Below are 16,784 nucleotides of genomic sequence, written 5' to 3'. Positions count from 1 at the left end.
TGGGGGGATTTTTTTGTATTTAAAGAGGTTGGAATTAAAGGGCTTTAAATCCTTTCCTAATAAAACGGATATAATATTTGAAAAAGGAATAACATCTATCGTAGGTCCTAATGGAAGCGGTAAGAGTAATGTGTTAGATGCTATAAGATGGGTTCTTGGAGAACAAAGCATAAAGAGTCTAAGAGGCGATAAACTTGAAGATGTTATATTCATAGGTGCTGATAATAAAAAGCCTATGAACTATTGTGAAGTAGCTCTTATTATAGATAATAGTGAAAATATAATAAATATTGATTACAGTGAAGTTAGTATAAAGAGAAGAGCATATAGATCTGGAGAGAGTGAGTTTTATATAAACAATAAAGCTTGTAGATTAAAAGATGTAAAAGAATTGCTTCTTGATACTGGAATAGGAAGAGAAGGATATTCTATAATAGAACAAGGAAAGATTGATGAAATACTAGGAAATAATGTTAATAATAGAAGAAAAGTATTTGATGAGGCTTGCGGTATATCTAAATATAGATATAAAAAGCAAGAAGGAGAAAAAAATCTTAAAAATACAAAAGAAAATTTAGAGAGAATAAATGATATTTTTTATGAAATAGAAAATCAATTAAAACCTTTAGAGATACAAAAGGATAAGTCTTTGAAATATATAAAGCTTAGTGATGAGCTTAAAGTGCTTCAAGTAAACTCTTATATAAGGGAAATAGAAACACTTGATGTTGAGTTAAAGGAAATAAACAATCATAGCAATATACTTTCTGAGCAGCTTGTTGACTTAGAAAAAACAAAGAAAAGTCAAGAGGCAGAACTTATTGATATAGAAAAAAAGTTGGATGGATTAGAGATTAAAATAACTGAGTCTAATGAATCTATACATCAAGTTCAGGGAGCCATAGATAAAAAGATAGCAGACTTGAATTTAATAGATGAAAAAATTAATAATATACAAATCAACAAACAGAGAAATGAAAAAGAACTATCAGAGTTAAAATCTAAAAAAATTAAAAAAGAAGAAGAACTAAACTCTTTAATTGATGATAGTGATAAATTATTTTTAAATCTTGAGAATCTAAATAAAAGCAAGACTTCAATAAAAGGAAGCACAGATAAAGGTATGCTTGAATTAAATTCTATAGAGCAAAGAATTGAAGACTTAAAAAATGATGCAATAAATTTATTAGATGAAAAAAACAATAAAAACATAAGACTTTCAAGCTTAAATACCAATGTTGAGAATATACAAAATAGAAAAATAGAAGTTAGACAAAATATAGATGAGATAAGCTTGCAAATTGAAGAAAAGAAAGTTCAATTACAAAATGGATTAGAAATTGAAAAAAAGAATAATGATATTATTCAAAGTTTGAGATTAAATAAAAAGGAAGAGATAAATAGTCTAAACTCATCTATTGCAAATCTTAAAAATATCGAATCTAGTATCAATAACAAAAAACTTAAAATAAATGAATACAAGTCTAAGTTAAATGTATATGTTGATATGGAAAATAGATATGAAGGCTTTTATAGAGGTGTAAAAGAGGTACTTAAAAATAAAAAGCTTCCAGGAATTAAGGGTGCTGTTGCAGAGGTTATAAAAGTAGACAAAGAATATGAGGTAGCTGTTGAAGTGGCCATGGGATCGTCTCTTCAAAATGTAATTACAAAAGATGAATACAGTGCAAAACAAGCTATTTCATATCTAAAACAAGGAAACCTTGGAAGGGTAACATTTTTACCTATGAATATAATAAAGTCTAGAAAGGTAAACATAAAGGAATTACCTTCTATGGACGGATTAATAGGAATAGCAAGTGATATTGTAAAGTTTGAGGATGAATTCAAGAATATAATAGAAAATATACTTGGAAGAACTATATTAGTAGATGATATAGACTGCGCTATAAAACTAGGTAAAATGACTAATTATAAGTACAGAATAGTAACACTAAAAGGAGATATATTCAACGCAGGAGGGTCATTGACTGGTGGTAGTGTAAAATCAGTTAATAATCTATTATCTAGAAAAAGAATAATAGAAGAATTTAAAGAAAATATAGAGAAAGAAAAAGTAGAAATACAAAATCTGTTAGAAAATAAAGTTAATACAGAACAGGAATTAGAAACAAAGAGAAATAATATATCTAATTTAGAAGTATCTATACAAGAAAAAGAGAAAATAATCTTTAAAATCAATTCAGATATTAATAATATAAAAGAAGATATAGATTTAATTCAGCAGACAAAAGTTAAATTAGAAAAAGAAGAATCGGGCTTTAATGATAATCTTTCATACACAAACGAATTGATAAATAAATTAAATGAAGAAATAAAAGAGATTGATATCAAAACATCTGAAATAGAGCAAACTATAAAGGATATAGAGATTAAAAAACAAGAATACAAACAAAAATATGAATCTGACATAAAAATTTTAAATGAAGTACAGCTAGAAATAGCTAAATATACTCAAATATATGAAAATAATCAAAATCAAATTCAAATTAGTAAAGATTATATAAGTGATTTGAAAAATAATATAGCTATAAAAGAAGAAGAAATAAAAAACGCAAAATTAGAAGAGCAAAACGTTGGTGAAAAGAAGATTTTAATAAAAGTTGAAAAAGAAGAATTAAATGAACAGATGGTAGATATTAATAAGAAGTATGAAGATTATAAAAATGATAAATTAAATATATTAAAAAAGATAAAAGACAAAAAAGAAGATTTTAAAGCAAAAGAAGAAAATTATATCCAGTTAAAAGAAAGTGCGTACAAAATAGAATCAAAAATAGATAAGCTTGAAGTCAGCCAAGATAATTATTTTAATAAGTTATGGGAAGATTATGAGCTTACATTTAAAGATGCTATACACTTAAAAAATGATGAACTAGAAATAGATAAGAAAAACATAGAAAATCTAAAAAATCAAATAAAGAGAATTGGAAATGTAAATCTAGATTCTATAAAAGAGTATAAAGAAGTAAAAGAGAGACATGATTTTTATGAGGAACAAAAGAAAGATTTAGAAAAATCTATAGAATCAATAGAAAAATTAATAGTAGACCTTGAATGTAATATGAGAAGTGAATTTAGTGCTAATTTTGAGAAGATAAACGAGTACTATATGGTTATTTACAAAAAGTTATTTGGTGGAGGCTATGGAGAGCTTAAGATAGTAGATCCATCTAATATTTTACAAAGTGACATAGAAATAATAGCACAACCTCCTGGCAAAAAACTTAAAAATATAAATCTTTTATCTGGAGGAGAAAAAGCATTAACAGCAATAGCTATATTGTTTAGTATAATAAGTACAAGACCGACACCATTTTGTGTATTAGATGAGATTGAAGCACCTCTTGATGATGCTAATATATATAGATACGGAGAATTTTTAAAAGATTTAGCTAAAGATACTCAGTTTATAGCTATAACTCATAGAAGAGGAACTATGCAGGTATCGGATTATATATATGGTGTTACTATGGAACAAAAAGCAATATCTAAAGTAATAAGTTTAAAATTAGAACAAGCGCAAGAATTAACTAATGAAAATGCCAGCTAGGAGGTAAATTATGTTTAAAAAGATATTTGATAAGTTCAAGAAAAAAGATCAACAAATAGAACAAGAAATTCAAGAGCAGGAGATAGAACAAGAAATTGAAGAGCAAGAAATAGAAGAAGAGATTCAGGAAATTGAACAAGAAATACAAGAATCTAAAGAAGATGAAGTTCAACCAAATGAAGAAGAGATTATAGAAGAACATGAAGAAGAGGAACTTAAAGTAGATGAAATAAGTGTTGATGAATATGTTGAACAGGATTTAGAAGAAGTAGTAGAGGAAAAATTAGAAGAACTTAAAAAAGAAGAAACTAAAAAAGAAGAAATAAAAGAAGTTGAAGAAGTTAAAGAGGAAGTTGAAGAAGTTAAAGAGGAAGTTGAAGAAGTTAAAGAGGAAGTTGAAGAGGAAGAATCTAAAGTAAGTTTGTTTTCAAGACTTAAAGATGGATTATCTAAAACTAAAAAAGGTATAACAGATAGAGTGGATCAACTTTTAAAATCATATGTAAAAATAGATGAAGAACTATTCGAAGATTTAGAAGAAATACTTATAACATCTGATGTAGGTGTTAATACTACAATGGATATTGTAGAGCAGCTTAAAGATAGAGTGAAAAGTAAAAAAATAACTGATGCAATACATGTTAGAGATGAACTTAAGGAAATACTTTCTGATATGTTAGGTGATGAACAATCAAATCTTAACATAGAACCATCTCCAGCTATTATATTAGTTGTAGGAGTTAATGGAGTAGGAAAGACTACTACTATAGGGAAAATGGCTAACAGATTTAAGAAAGAAGGAAAAAATGTATTATTAGCAGCAGGAGATACATTTAGAGCAGCAGCCATTGATCAATTAGAAGTTTGGGCAGATAGAGTTGGAGTAGATATTATAAAGCATTCAGAGGGATCAGATCCTGGAGCTGTAATATTTGATGCAATAGCTGCAGCAAAATCTAGAAAAGCAGATGTATTGATTTGTGATACAGCTGGTAGACTTCATAACAAAAAAAATCTTATGAATGAATTAGGAAAGGTATTTAAAATTGTAGATAGAGAATATCCTCAAGCTAGTAAAGAAGTTTTACTAGTAGTAGATGCTACAACGGGTCAAAATGCAATCTCTCAAGCAAAGGTGTTTAAAGAGGCTGCTAACATAACTGGTATAGTACTTACAAAACTTGATGGAACTGCAAAAGGTGGAGTTGTGCTTGCTGTTAAATCAGAACTTAATGTACCTGTTAAACTAATAGGAGTTGGAGAACAAATGGAAGATCTTCAAGATTTTAACTCAAAAGATTTTGTAAAAGCATTATTTGGTGACGAAAATTAATAAAATTATTGACAAGATAGATTATCTGATATAAAATACATCTGTAAAGGCGACAAGCTTTACACTTATAATTCTTTAGGAAGTGTTGATATGGAATTAAATAAAGTCATAGAGATGGGTATTTTATTCGATTTTTATAAAGAACTTTTAACTGAAAAACAAAGAGAAGCAGTCAATCTATACTACTATGAGGATTATTCATTAGGTGAGATTAGCGAAAATCTTGAAATTTCAAGACAAGGGGTTTATGACACTTTAAAAAGAGCTGAAAAGATTTTACAGGATTACGAAAAAAAACTAAATCTCGTAGAAAAATTCAATAAAAGAAATAAGCTAATGGAAAGCTTGTATGAAAAAGTTGTTGATATAAAAGAAGAAATTAAAGTTGATAATAATTTTAATGGTTTAGTCCCTAAGATTGAAAATTTAGAAGAAATTTGTAGGGAGTTGTTGAGATGATTTTTGAAGGATTAGCAGAGAAGCTTCAAAATACTCTTGGGAAATTAAAGAGCAAGGGTAAATTGAATGAAAAAGATGTTAAAGATGCTATGAGAGAGGTAAAACTTGCACTTCTTGAGGCTGATGTTAACTTTAAGGTTGTAAAAGAGTTTGTAAATAAAGTTAAAGAAAGAGCAGTAGGCCAAGAGGTAATGGAAAGCTTAACTCCAGGACAGCATGTAATAAAGATAGTTAATGAAGAACTTACAGATTTAATGGGAAATGTTCAAAGTAAAATAAGCTTTGCGTCAAAGCCTCCCACTGTAATAATGTTAGTTGGACTTCAAGGAGCAGGTAAAACTACTACTGGAGGAAAACTAGGAGGATTACTTAAGAAACAAGGTAAAAAACCTTTATTAGTAGCCTGTGACGTATACAGACCAGCGGCTATTAAACAGCTACAAGTTGTAGGTAATCAACTTGAAATACCTGTGTTTTCAATGGGAGATAAAGAAAGTCCTGTTAATATAGCAAAAGAAGGAATTAACCATGCACTAAGTCATAATAATGATGTTGTTATTATAGATACTGCTGGTAGACTTCATATAGATGAACTTTTAATGGATGAATTAAAGAATATAAAAACTGAGGTTAAACCTCATGAGATACTATTAGTTATAGATTCTATGACAGGTCAAGATGCTGTAAATGTTGCAGAAAACTTCAATGAAGCATTAGGAATAGATGGAGTTGTTCTTACTAAACTAGATGGAGATACTAGAGGTGGAGCAGCGCTTTCGGTAAGATCTGTTACAAGAAAGCCTATAAAGTTTATAGGTATGGGAGAAAAGCTTGATGATTTAGAAGCGTTTCATCCTGATAGAATGGCATCTAGAATTCTTGGAATGGGAGATGTTCTATCATTAATAGAAAAAGCTGAACAAGCTATAGATGTTAAAAAAGCTAAAGAATTAGAAGCAAAGATTAAAAATCAAGAATTTGATTTTGAAGATTTCTTAACTCAAATGGAACAAGTAAAGAATTTAGGTCCTTTGAATAAGATAATGGAAATGATTCCTGGAATGAGTGGATCAAAAGAGCTAAAAAATCTAAGCTTTGATGATAAAGAAATTCGTAGAATAGAAGCTATCATAAAGTCGATGACAAAAAAAGAAAGAAGAGATCCATCAATTCTAAATGCAAGTAGAAGAAGAAGGATTGCAAATGGTAGCGGAACTAAGGTACATGAGGTTAATAGACTGGTAAAGCAGTTTGAGCAGACAAAAAAAATGATGAAGCAATTTGGAAATTTAGAAAAGAGTATGAAAAAGGGAGGAAAAATGAAACTTCCTTTCTTTGGAAATAAATTATAAATTTTAAGGGAGGTGAAACACATGGCAGTTAAGATAAGATTAAAAAGAATGGGTGCTAACAAGAAACCTTTTTATAGAATAGTTGTTGCTGATTCTCGTTCTCCGAGAGATGGTAAGTTCATCGAAGAAATCGGATACTACAATCCAGTTTCTCAACCAAAGCAAATCAAAATAAATGATGAGAGAGCTTCTAAATGGTTAAACGATGGTGCTCAACCAACTGATACTGTTAAGTCTTTATTTAAGAAAAACGGAATTATGGAATAGATATCCTTCTAAATAGGAGGTGGTATCATGAGAGAATTGGTAGAAAAAATAGCTAAATCTCTAGTTGATAACCCTGATGAAGTTGTTGTTAAAGAGACAGAAGGAACACACTCTATAATCATAGAACTTAGAGTTGCCCAAGAAGACATGGGTAAGGTTATAGGAAAACAAGGTAGAATAGCTAAAGCTATTAGAACCTTAGTTAAATCTGCAGCTATTAAGCAGAATAAACAAGTTAGTGTTGAAATTGTTCAATAAAAGGATTAGGGTTAACCCTAGTCCTTTTTGTGCATACTATAAAAAGGTAGGTGAAATAATGCTAGAATACTTTAACATAGGGCAAATAGTAAAAGTTCAAGGTCTAAAAGGTGAAATGAGAATATACCCATTAACTGATTACAAAGAGAGATTTGAAGAAATAAAGTGGGTATATATTTCAGATGATACTAAAACTAAGTATGAAATAGAAAAGGTAAGATATAAAGGAAATGTAGTGATTTTAAAGATAAAAGGAATAGATAGTATAAATGATGCTGAAAAGCTTATAAAAAAATATCTTAAAATACCAAGAGAGAATGCTAGAGAACTTGAAGAGGATGAATATTTTATATCTGATTTAATAGGAATAAAAGCGTATACAGTAGATGGAGAGTATGTTGGAGTTTTGGATGAAGTATTACAAACTGGAGCTAATGATGTTTACTTAATAAAGAACGATGAGAACAAAGAAATATTAATTCCAGCTCTTAAGAAATTCGTTCCTGAACTTAGCATTGAAGATAAAAAAATGATAATAGATCCAATCGAAGGAATGATGTAATGAGAATTCATGTAATGACATTATTCCCTCAAATATTTGAGTCATATATAAATGAGAGTATAATGAAAAGAGCTAGTGACAAAGGGTTAATAGACATACATCTTTATAACATAAGAGATTTTTCGAACAATAAGCATAAAAAAGTAGATGATTATCCATTTGGTGGGGGAGCAGGTATGGTCATGACTCCTCAGCCTATATACGATACTTATATGCATATAATAGAAAAATTTAATATAGAAAGTCCAAAGGTTATATACTTAACTCCTAAAGGAAAGGTATATAAACAATCAATGGCTGAGAAGTTTTCTGTTGACAATGATATAATTCTTTTATGTGGACATTATGAAGGAATAGATCAAAGAATAATAGATCTTATAGTAACTCATGAGATATCTATAGGAGACTATGTTTTAACAGGAGGAGAGCTTCCTGCACTTATACTAATAGACTCTATATCAAGACTAATATCTGGTGTTTTAGGTCAGGATGAATCTTTTGAAGAAGAATCATTTAAAGACAATTTACTTGAATACCCTCACTATACAAGACCGAGAGAATTTATGGGTGAGAGAGTTCCTAAAGTATTATTATCTGGAAATCATAAAAATATAGATCAGTGGAGAAGAGAGCAATCTATAGATATAACTATACAAAAAAGACCTGATTTGATGAAAAAAGCTGCATTAACAGATAAAGATAAGAAATATATACAAAAAAGATAAAAAACTATTGTAAATAATAAAAAAAAATGATAAAATTTAATGGTTGAAAACAACGGGCGTTCCTCTGTTATGAGTAAATTATTAAGAACGTCTATGATTAGGAGGAAGAAAGATGGATATAATAAGAGCTATTGAGCAAGAACAACTTAAGAAAGAAATACCTGCATTTGGAACTGGTGATACTGTAAAGGTACATATCAAGATCAAAGAGGGTAAAAGAGAAAGAGTTCAAATGTTTGAAGGAGTAGTTATCAAAAGACAAGGTGGAGGAAATAGAGAAACTTTCACTGTAAGAAAAATATCTTTTGGTGTAGGTGTTGAAAAAGTATTACCTGTTCACTCTCCAAAAATCGAAAAAATCGAAGTTGTTAGAAAAGGAAGAGTTAGAAGATCTAAGATCTACTACATCCGTGAAAGAGTTGGAAAGAAAGCTAAAATTAAAGAAGCTAAGTAATTTAATGGGACTGTTTTTCAGTCCCTTTTAATATATATAGAGATTATAATATAAAATGGATGTGATAATATGCAACAAATGGATGATAGAATGAATATAAACTGGTATCCTGGACATATGAAAAAAACTAAAGAAGCACTACAAAAAAATCTTAAACTAATAGATGTAGTAGTAGAACTATTAGATAGTAGAATTCCTTTTAGTAGTAAGAATCCAGATGTAGATAGAATAATAAAGGACAAGCCAAAGGTTGTAGTTTTAAACAAGTCTGATATGGCAGATCCAAGCAAGATAAAAATATGGCAAGACTATTATGAATCAAGAGGTATTAAAGCCATACCTGTAAATACAATATCTGGAAAAGGTGTAGATAAGATAATACAAGAATGTAGAGAAGCAATGAGAGAAAAGATGGAAGCATTAGTTAAAAAAGGAAGAAAAGAAAGAGCTATTAGACTTATGATAGTTGGAGTTCCAAATGTAGGTAAATCAACACTTATAAACAAGCTTGCTAAAAGAAAAAGTACTCAAACTGGAGATAGACCTGGAGTTACAAAGGGAAATCAATGGGTTAAATTAAAAGGAGATTTAGAACTTCTAGATACACCTGGAATACTTTGGCCAAGATTTGAAGATGAAAATGTAGCTATGAATCTAGCATTTACAAGAGCTATAAAGGATGAAATACTAGATATAGAGACACTTGCTTTAAGATTTATAGAAAAGCTTGAAGATATATATCCTGATAACTTAAAAGAAAGATATAAGCTAGAAGAATTAGGTCAAACACCTCTTGAAACTATGGAGATGATAGGAGTTAAAAGAGGATGCTTAATGGCACGTAAAGAAATAGATTATACAAGAGTTGCAAAGATAGTTCTAAATGAATTTAGAGATGGTAAAACAGGAAAAATGACTTTAGAAGTGCCTTCGGACTTTGAAAAATAAGCTAGAGAAAGAATTAATTCTTTCTCTATTTTTATACAATGATTAAAATTATGTGCTTAAGCAAAAAATCATACTTACTAAAATAACGCTACTTAAGTCAAAATTTTAATCAAACTAAAGACTGTGACTTATTTAAATATCCTAAAAGTTCTAAACTCCTGTTGGTCAGACAACGAACTTTTTTAACGGATATTCAAACGTCACAATCTAAGTTTGATAGTAAAATATTTAACTAAAAGTAACTAACATTTTAATAAGCATGATTTTTAAAATTAGTAATTCAGTGATTGATAAGTGATATAAAGCTAGATTTTATGCCAAAGCTATAAGACTCTATACTCTTAGGAATGGAGATAATAACTTAACAGCTTCTGGATTAGTTTACCGGCAGGACACACGTAACTAAAAATTCAGCTGGAATAAAAACAGCTTCTGAATTAAGTTTAGGTTTATAAAGAATAAAAAGGGGGAAAAAATGTGTTTGAGAATATGAAAGTAAAGGATATAAATGAGTTTGTAAATAATATAGATGAAAATGATTATATGAAGTATGTAGATATTCTGAGTAAGGATGAGAGAAAATCTGTTCAAAAGATAGCAGTTAAATTGTCTAAAAAACTAGATGCTTTAAGAAAAGAAGAAGAGAGAATACATAGAATACAGGAATTTGAAAGAGACTGTTATGAAAATGGATATATTTATATAGGTGGGATAGACGAAGCTGGAAGGGGGCCTTTGGCTGGACCTGTTGTTGCAGCTGTTGTTGTATTTGATAAGGATGTAGATATAAAGTATATAAATGATTCTAAAAAACTTAGTGAAGAAAAAAGAAATGAATTGTTTGAAACAATAAAAAATGAAGCACTGGATTATGGTATAGGAATAGTTGATAATGATAAGATAGATGACATTAATATATTAAATGCTACATACCTTGCTATGAAAAAAGCTATAAATAATTTAAAGAATAAACCAGATTGTTTATTAATAGATGCAGTTACTATACCTAATATAGATATACATCAAAAAGGTATAATAAAAGGGGATAGTAAATCTATATCAATAGCAGCAGCTAGTATTTTAGCTAAAGTAACTAGGGATAAACTTATGTATGAATATGACGATAAATATAGTGAGTATGGATTTTCAAAGCATAAAGGGTATGGAACAAAACAACATTATGAGGCTATAGAGGCTCATGGGATAACGCCTATTCATAGAAGATCCTTTCTCAAATCTATTTTATAAACGGAGACTAATATGAGAATTTCGGGATATAGTGATTTTAATTTAAGAACTATAGGTGCTAAGGGAAATAAACAGATAAATGATGCTGTGAAAAATAATGAATCAGTAACAGGAAAAATATTAGATGTTAAATCTAATGCAGTAAAGATTCTTCTCCAAAATGGTAAAGAGTTTATGGCAAATAGTAATATTCCTCTTGAAAACTTGCTTGGAGAACAGGTTAACTTTAAAGTCTTAAATAGTGATAAAAATATAGTTCTTCAGCCGCAAATAGAGGGGACAGCTCTTGAAAAAGAGCTAGATGCTAAGATCAATAATTTGGTAAGTGATCTTAAACTACCTAATAATGAAGAAAATAAATCACTTATAAAAGAGATGATAAAGCAAAATATTCCTGTAAATGTTAAGAATCTAAAAATTATAAAAGATAATATAGGATCATTTAATATACTATCAAGACTTACAAAAGAAGAAGTTGAAATATTAAATAAGAATATAGAAAATATAGAAACTAAAGAAATGAAAGAAATAGTAAAAGATATATATATAAATAAAGAGGGAAAGAATATACTTGATTTTTTAAAAGATTTAAAGAATATAGGCCCTAAAGAGAAAAATATACTTTTTTTATTTAAGAATAAGTTTGAAATAAATATAGATAATATGAAGACACTAGATTCTCTTTTAAAAGGAGAAAAATTAGATGATATATTAAAGGAAATAAATAATATATTGGATGAAGATATAAGTTCAAATAAAAGTTTAGTTGAAAATACTCAAGAAAACAAACTGGAAAATGTAAAAGAAGATATACTAAAACTAAAGACAGCTAAAGATGAAGTTACTAAATTAGATACGGAAAAAGAAGTTATTAAAACTGAAAATTCACCTAAAGAAGATATAAAGAAGATAATAAAAAGTATAGTACAAAATTTAAATACAGACAAAAAAGTTGATGTTGAGAAAATAAAGCAGAATATGGATTCTCTAGTTAAAACTTTGAATATTCAAAATGAGATAAAGCTGGGGGAAAGTCTTAAAGGGGAATTTCATGAGGTAAATCAAAAGCTTGAGCTTTTAAATGATATATCAAATGAATATATGTATTTTCAGATTCCTTTTGAATATAAAGAGTACAAAAATTTAGCTGAAATCCTTCTATCAGAACAAACAAAAGACAAAAAAAATAATAAAAAATCTATAAGCATACTTATATCATTAGACACTCATAATTTAAGCAGAATAGATACTATGCTAAATTACTATAATGAGGATCTAAATATAGTATTTGGATTAAAAGATGAAAAAACAAAGAATATGTTTGTGAAAAATGAGAAAAAGCTAATAGGTGTATTAAAGAGTATAGGAATAAATAATATACATATAAACTACAAGATAAAAACTGAGAACGAGCCAATATTAAATAATATTGAGTATATAAACAATAAGTTTTCTAATTTTAATATGTGGGTGTGATTATATGAATTTAAATAAGGGAATAAAAATAGCTACAGCATTAAAGTATAATGTAGATAAAGATGATGCTCCAAAACTTATAGGTAAAGGAAAAGGTAAGATTGCAGATAAGATATTAGAAACTGCTAAAGAAAATAATATACCTATATATAAGGATGATAAACTTGCAAAACAACTTGAACATCTAGAACTTGGACAAGAAATACCACAAGAGCTTTACGAGGCTGTTGCAGAAATTTTGATATTCATATCTGATATAGATTCTAAAACTGTATAAATTTATTTTTTAATACCCATAATCTAAATAAGAAGATTATGGGTATTTTTATATTTGGAGGAAATTATGAATAACAAGGAAAAAGGGATTTTAGGAGAAAAGATTGCCTGCAATTATTTGATAAAAAATAACTTTCATATACTTGAGAAAAATTATAGAACAAAAATTGGTGAGATTGATTTGATAGCTCTTAAGGGTAATAAAATATCATTTATAGAAGTCAAATCAAGAAATTCTATAAATTATGGATATCCATGTGAGGCTGTAAATTATAAAAAGCAGAGAAAGATAATATCTACTGCAACTCAATACATTAAGTATAAGAATATAAATAATATGGATATAGGGTTTGATGTTATAGAAGTGTATTTAAGGAATAACAATATCAATCATATAGAGAATGCGTTTTGTGTTAACTAAGGGTGGTGTTTATGTGTTTTGTAAGATAAAGAGTTCTTGTTTGATAGGAATAGATGGTTTTGTTGTAGATGTTGAGGTGGATATAACGAAGGGACTTCCAATACTTAATATAATAGGACTTCCTGATACATCTATCAAAGAAGCTAAAGAGAGGGTAAAGTCTGCAATAATTAATTCAGGATATGATTTTTTGAATTCTAGGATAGTTATAAACCTATCACCTGCTGATATAAGAAAGGAAGGACCGTATTTTGATCTTGCTATGGCTGTTGGAATGTTAAATAGCTTATATGAATCAAATGAAGAGTATATGAGTGAAACTTTATTTTTAGGAGAACTAGCTTTAGATGGAAAGTTGAAAAAAGTGAGAGGAGTACTTCCTATAATAATAAATGCAAAATCTAATAATATTAAGAGAGTGTTTTTGCCATATCAGAATTTGAAGGAAGCATCTTATATAGATGGGGTTGAGCTATATCCTGTAGAAAATCTGAGACAGGTTATAGATTTTTTAGTTGGAAATACAGAGATTGAAAGATATGTTAAGGAAGGAAACCTGATTAAAAAGGAGGAGTATAGATTGGATTTTTCAGATATAAAAGGAAACTATTTTGTTAAAAGAGCCATGGAAATAGCAGCAGCTGGAAACCACAATATGTTAATGATAGGGCCTCCAGGAAGTGGAAAGACAATGATAGCAAAAAGGATAAACACTATACTACCAGATATGACAGAAGAAGAGATGATAGAAGTTAGTAAGATATACAGTGCAGCTGGACTTATAGATGAAGATATAGGTATAATAACCAGGAGACCTTTTAGACAAATACATCATACAGCTACCAAGACTGCCTTAATAGGAGGAGGAAGAGATGCAAAGCCTGGAGAGGTGGTACTTTCTCATAGAGGAGTTCTTTTTTTAGATGAGATGCTTGAGTTTGACAGAAGAACTTTGGAAACTTTAAGACAGCCTATAGAAGATAAATATATTAATATATCTAGAGTTAAAATAAATCAAACCTATCCCTGTAATTCTTTAGTAATTTCTGCTATGAATCCGTGTCACTGTGGCTATTTTTCAGATGATACTAGGGAATGTAAGTGTACTAGTAATGAGGTTAATAGATACTTAAATAGAGCGTCAGGGCCACTTCTTGATAGATTTGATTTATTTGTTGAGGTAAATCCTATAAATTTTGAAGAGTTCCAAAGTAATCATAAAGAAGAGACTTCAAGCGATGTAAAAAAGAGGGTTGAAAAGGCTAGAAAAATTCAAAGTGAAAGATACGAGGATGAAGGTATATACACTAATAATGATATAAATACTAAGAAAATAGAAATTTATTGCTATTTGGATGAAGAATGTAAGGATTTTGTAAAGACTGTATTTACCAAGTATAAATTCAGTTCGAGAAGTTATCATAAGCTTTTAAAAACTTCAAGAACTATAGCTGATCTTGAAGGAGAGGATATAAAAGTTAGTCATATAGCTGAGGCACTTTCATTTAGGAAGGCTTACTATAATTATTGGGGATAGAGTATTTGAAGGAAAAACTATGCTTAAATATAATAAACAGCAAAAAAATACTATGTGGTATTTGTTTATACAATATGACAATTAAATTTATTGTTATGTGAGAAAAAGTAAACATATTGTAAATATAAGTTGTTTTTATAAGGAATTAATAATAAAAAAATGTTTATAATTTAAAATAAAATTATTTACAAAAATGTATTTTAATTAGTTTGTTAAATTGTAATTAAAAAATCGGCAAAAGAATATATTCTTTTGCCGATTTTTTTGTTTGTTTATAAAAAAATAATTAAATTAATACAAACTTTAATATTGTAATATAAAAAGAATTTGATTGAATAAATAGGTGATTTGATGTCGTGAAAGTTACTTTTTTATTTGTTTTTCAAAAAAATTATATAGGTAATATGTATCAAACCATATGTAAAGTATTGAAAAAAAAGAAGCTAAGTGGTAATATTTTGCATTATTGTAAAGGGAACCATGAAGTTTAAAAATGAGTTATTGTTCAAAAATATAGAAAAAATTATTAAAAAGCAAATATATGAGGAAGAAAATATAGACCTAAAGGATTAAAATATAATGAAAAATATATTTTTAAAATGACAAAATTAATAAAAAAACAAATGGAGGAGAATAAATAAAAATGGATAAATATAAAAGTACAAACGAAAAATTAAATTTATTTAAGTATGCTATAAATATAGAGTTACTAGAATATGGAGATATAGGTGATAGGTTTTTTTATAATGATGAATTATTTACTGGTCTTGGTTATGAACTGTATCAAAATGGGAATATAAGAGAATTAATTCCATATGAAAATGGATTTGCTAATGGAATGTGTAGAGAATGGTATTCTACAGGAGAACTTATGCGTGAGTATGAATTAAGAAGAGGAAGTAGTCATGGACGTAAGATTTACTGGTATAAAAACGGGTCAATAAAATTAATTGCTAATTATGAGTTTGGAATTGAGCTTGACTATCAAGAATGGGATGAAAAAGGTAATCTTATTGAAAATAGAGAGCTTGACTCTAATGATCCAAATTCAAATTATAGTACTTTATTGAGGCTTAGAGAATCAGAAAATAAAAATAATAAAATGGAATAACAAACGGTTTTGAAAGCTGCGTAAGACAAACACTAGAAGATGGAAAAATAGATCCTTGGACATTAGGATTTGATGTTGGAATAGGAATTCTAACAGGTGGAGCATTTCACTATGGAGGGAAAGGTCTTAAAAAACTAGCATCAGAAGGATCACCAGCAGTATCACCGTGGCTTAAAAAAGGTGCAAGCAAAATATTTAATTCAATAGATAATAATATAAATAAGCTTACAGAAGTAGGAAATGAATTTGGAGAAAAATATTTAAATAAAGCTCAAAATATAGCTAAAGAATTTGGAGAAGAATATGCAGAAAAAGCGAATAATTTTGTAAATGCTTTAGATAATATTAAATTCAGAAATGGACTTCAACTAGTTGGGGATGGGGTACCAAATATACATGGAAACTATGCAGATGAAGTTGATAATGGAATAAATAAGATTGAACAAACGCCAGTTCAGAAAAACTACAATGAAACAGTTGCTAAAGGAAGTAGTAAGGCTGGAGAGGGGGAGGCTGAAGCTGCAAGTATTCATCCAGGTCAATTAGCAGCTGAATCATCAGAAATTAATCAAGCTAACATAATTAGAGCATTAAGACAATCTGGGAGCGTTGAAGAGCAAGCAGCTGCAAAGCTTTTAAAACGTGGTCATTTAGAGTTAAATATAGCTAAAACACATCCAAGAGGATGGGCAGAGCAATATGTCTTTGGTGAAAATAAAATATAAATTTATACTGACCATATTTTAACATCTGAACGTGCCGCTGGATATGTAACGCATGAAG

The 16,784-nt window shown here is 28.6% G+C and carries 16 protein-coding genes; all 16 read left to right on the top strand.

Annotated elements, in window-relative coordinates; translation table 11 throughout:
* Positions 1-13: 13 nt before the first annotated feature.
* The 16 genes from smc (at position 14) to P4S50_RS11235 (ending at position 16,001) form a co-directional block, all read left to right on the top strand.
* Positions 14-3,574: a chromosome segregation protein SMC gene (smc, locus tag P4S50_RS11310; protein WP_277730892.1), complete on the top strand. Its 3,561-nt coding sequence runs from the start codon at positions 14-16 to the stop codon at positions 3,572-3,574.
* A 10-nt stretch (positions 3,575-3,584) separates the two neighbouring features.
* Positions 3,585-4,907: a signal recognition particle-docking protein FtsY gene (gene ftsY, locus P4S50_RS11305; RefSeq protein ID WP_277730891.1), complete on the top strand. Its 1,323-nt coding sequence runs from the start codon at positions 3,585-3,587 to the stop codon at positions 4,905-4,907.
* A 90-nt stretch (positions 4,908-4,997) separates the two neighbouring features.
* A complete protein-coding gene (ylxM, locus tag P4S50_RS11300) occupies positions 4,998-5,366 on the top strand; it encodes a YlxM family DNA-binding protein (RefSeq protein ID WP_277730890.1) in 369 nt (122 codons plus the stop codon).
* Positions 5,363-6,718: a signal recognition particle protein gene (ffh, locus tag P4S50_RS11295; protein WP_277730889.1), complete on the top strand. Its 1,356-nt coding sequence runs from the start codon at positions 5,363-5,365 to the stop codon at positions 6,716-6,718. Before ylxM ends, ffh begins: the two co-directional genes overlap by 4 nt.
* A gap of 21 nt (positions 6,719-6,739) precedes the next feature.
* Positions 6,740-6,985 carry a 30S ribosomal protein S16 gene (rpsP, locus tag P4S50_RS11290; RefSeq protein ID WP_277730888.1) on the top strand — a complete coding sequence of 82 codons (246 nt, stop codon included), beginning with the start codon at positions 6,740-6,742 and terminating at the stop codon, positions 6,983-6,985.
* Positions 6,986-7,012: 27 nt separating this feature from the next.
* Entirely contained in the window at positions 7,013-7,243 is a 231-nt protein-coding gene (locus tag P4S50_RS11285; protein WP_248483677.1) for a KH domain-containing protein, read from the top strand.
* Positions 7,244-7,301: 58 nt separating this feature from the next.
* Positions 7,302-7,805 (top strand): ribosome maturation factor RimM, encoded by a 504-nt coding sequence (gene rimM / locus P4S50_RS11280; RefSeq protein WP_277730887.1) that lies wholly within the window; start codon positions 7,302-7,304, stop codon positions 7,803-7,805.
* Positions 7,805-8,530: a tRNA (guanosine(37)-N1)-methyltransferase TrmD gene (gene trmD / locus P4S50_RS11275; RefSeq protein WP_277730886.1), complete on the top strand. Its 726-nt coding sequence runs from the start codon at positions 7,805-7,807 to the stop codon at positions 8,528-8,530. Before rimM ends, trmD begins: the two co-directional genes overlap by 1 nt.
* Positions 8,531-8,642: 112 nt before the next feature.
* The gene (gene rplS, locus P4S50_RS11270; RefSeq protein WP_277730885.1) at positions 8,643-8,984 is read left to right on the top strand and encodes a 50S ribosomal protein L19; all 342 of its coding nucleotides are present in this window, start codon (positions 8,643-8,645) and stop codon (positions 8,982-8,984) included.
* 78 nt (positions 8,985-9,062) lie between these two features.
* Entirely contained in the window at positions 9,063-9,932 is an 870-nt protein-coding gene (gene ylqF, locus P4S50_RS11265; protein ID WP_277734727.1) for a ribosome biogenesis GTPase YlqF, read from the top strand.
* Positions 9,933-10,421: 489 nt separating this feature from the next.
* A complete protein-coding gene (locus P4S50_RS11260; protein WP_277734726.1) occupies positions 10,422-11,180 on the top strand; it encodes a ribonuclease HII in 759 nt (252 codons plus the stop codon).
* Between the two features lie 12 nt (positions 11,181-11,192).
* Positions 11,193-12,656, top strand: coding sequence for a coiled-coil domain-containing protein (locus P4S50_RS11255; RefSeq protein WP_277730884.1), 1,464 nt, complete (start codon positions 11,193-11,195; stop codon positions 12,654-12,656).
* Between the two features lie 4 nt (positions 12,657-12,660).
* Positions 12,661-12,933, top strand: a complete 273-nt coding sequence (locus P4S50_RS11250) for an EscU/YscU/HrcU family type III secretion system export apparatus switch protein (RefSeq protein WP_277730883.1) — start codon at positions 12,661-12,663, stop codon at positions 12,931-12,933.
* Positions 12,934-12,999: 66 nt separating this feature from the next.
* Positions 13,000-13,353: a YraN family protein gene (locus P4S50_RS11245; protein ID WP_277730882.1), complete on the top strand. Its 354-nt coding sequence runs from the start codon at positions 13,000-13,002 to the stop codon at positions 13,351-13,353.
* A gap of 13 nt (positions 13,354-13,366) precedes the next feature.
* The gene (locus P4S50_RS11240; protein WP_277730881.1) at positions 13,367-14,890 is read left to right on the top strand and encodes a YifB family Mg chelatase-like AAA ATPase; all 1,524 of its coding nucleotides are present in this window, start codon (positions 13,367-13,369) and stop codon (positions 14,888-14,890) included.
* Between the two features lie 643 nt (positions 14,891-15,533).
* Complete coding sequence (locus P4S50_RS11235) at positions 15,534-16,001, top strand: toxin-antitoxin system YwqK family antitoxin (RefSeq protein ID WP_277730880.1); 468 nt, start codon at positions 15,534-15,536, stop codon at positions 15,999-16,001.
* The last annotated feature ends 783 nt before the right edge of the window (positions 16,002-16,784 follow it).

The organism is Tepidibacter hydrothermalis, from assembly GCF_029542625.1.
GTDB classification, from domain to species: Bacteria; Bacillota; Clostridia; order Peptostreptococcales; family Peptostreptococcaceae; genus Tepidibacter_A; species Tepidibacter_A hydrothermalis.
The sequence above is the reverse complement of the archived record's forward strand: the minus strand, read 5'-3'. Positions and strand labels throughout refer to the sequence as shown.

What these genes read in the sequence shown, in the direction of transcription:
- ftsY (WP_277730891.1), top strand. Translation starts at nt 3,585, where the DNA reads ATGTTTAAAAAGATATTTGATAAGTTCAAGAAAAAAGATCAACAAATA.
- ylxM (WP_277730890.1), top strand. Translation starts at nt 4,998, where the DNA reads ATGGAATTAAATAAAGTCATAGAGATGGGTATTTTATTCGATTTTTAT.
- ffh (WP_277730889.1), top strand. Translation starts at nt 5,363, where the DNA reads ATGATTTTTGAAGGATTAGCAGAGAAGCTTCAAAATACTCTTGGGAAA.
- rpsP (WP_277730888.1), top strand. Translation starts at nt 6,740, where the DNA reads ATGGCAGTTAAGATAAGATTAAAAAGAATGGGTGCTAACAAGAAACCT.
- P4S50_RS11285 (WP_248483677.1), top strand. Translation starts at nt 7,013, where the DNA reads ATGAGAGAATTGGTAGAAAAAATAGCTAAATCTCTAGTTGATAACCCT.
- rimM (WP_277730887.1), top strand. Translation starts at nt 7,302, where the DNA reads ATGCTAGAATACTTTAACATAGGGCAAATAGTAAAAGTTCAAGGTCTA.
- trmD (WP_277730886.1), top strand. Translation starts at nt 7,805, where the DNA reads ATGAGAATTCATGTAATGACATTATTCCCTCAAATATTTGAGTCATAT.
- rplS (WP_277730885.1), top strand. Translation starts at nt 8,643, where the DNA reads ATGGATATAATAAGAGCTATTGAGCAAGAACAACTTAAGAAAGAAATA.
- ylqF (WP_277734727.1), top strand. Translation starts at nt 9,063, where the DNA reads ATGGATGATAGAATGAATATAAACTGGTATCCTGGACATATGAAAAAA.
- P4S50_RS11260 (WP_277734726.1), top strand. Translation starts at nt 10,422, where the DNA reads ATGAAAGTAAAGGATATAAATGAGTTTGTAAATAATATAGATGAAAAT.
- P4S50_RS11255 (WP_277730884.1), top strand. Translation starts at nt 11,193, where the DNA reads ATGAGAATTTCGGGATATAGTGATTTTAATTTAAGAACTATAGGTGCT.
- P4S50_RS11250 (WP_277730883.1), top strand. Translation starts at nt 12,661, where the DNA reads ATGAATTTAAATAAGGGAATAAAAATAGCTACAGCATTAAAGTATAAT.
- P4S50_RS11245 (WP_277730882.1), top strand. Translation starts at nt 13,000, where the DNA reads ATGAATAACAAGGAAAAAGGGATTTTAGGAGAAAAGATTGCCTGCAAT.
- P4S50_RS11235 (WP_277730880.1), top strand. Translation starts at nt 15,534, where the DNA reads ATGGATAAATATAAAAGTACAAACGAAAAATTAAATTTATTTAAGTAT.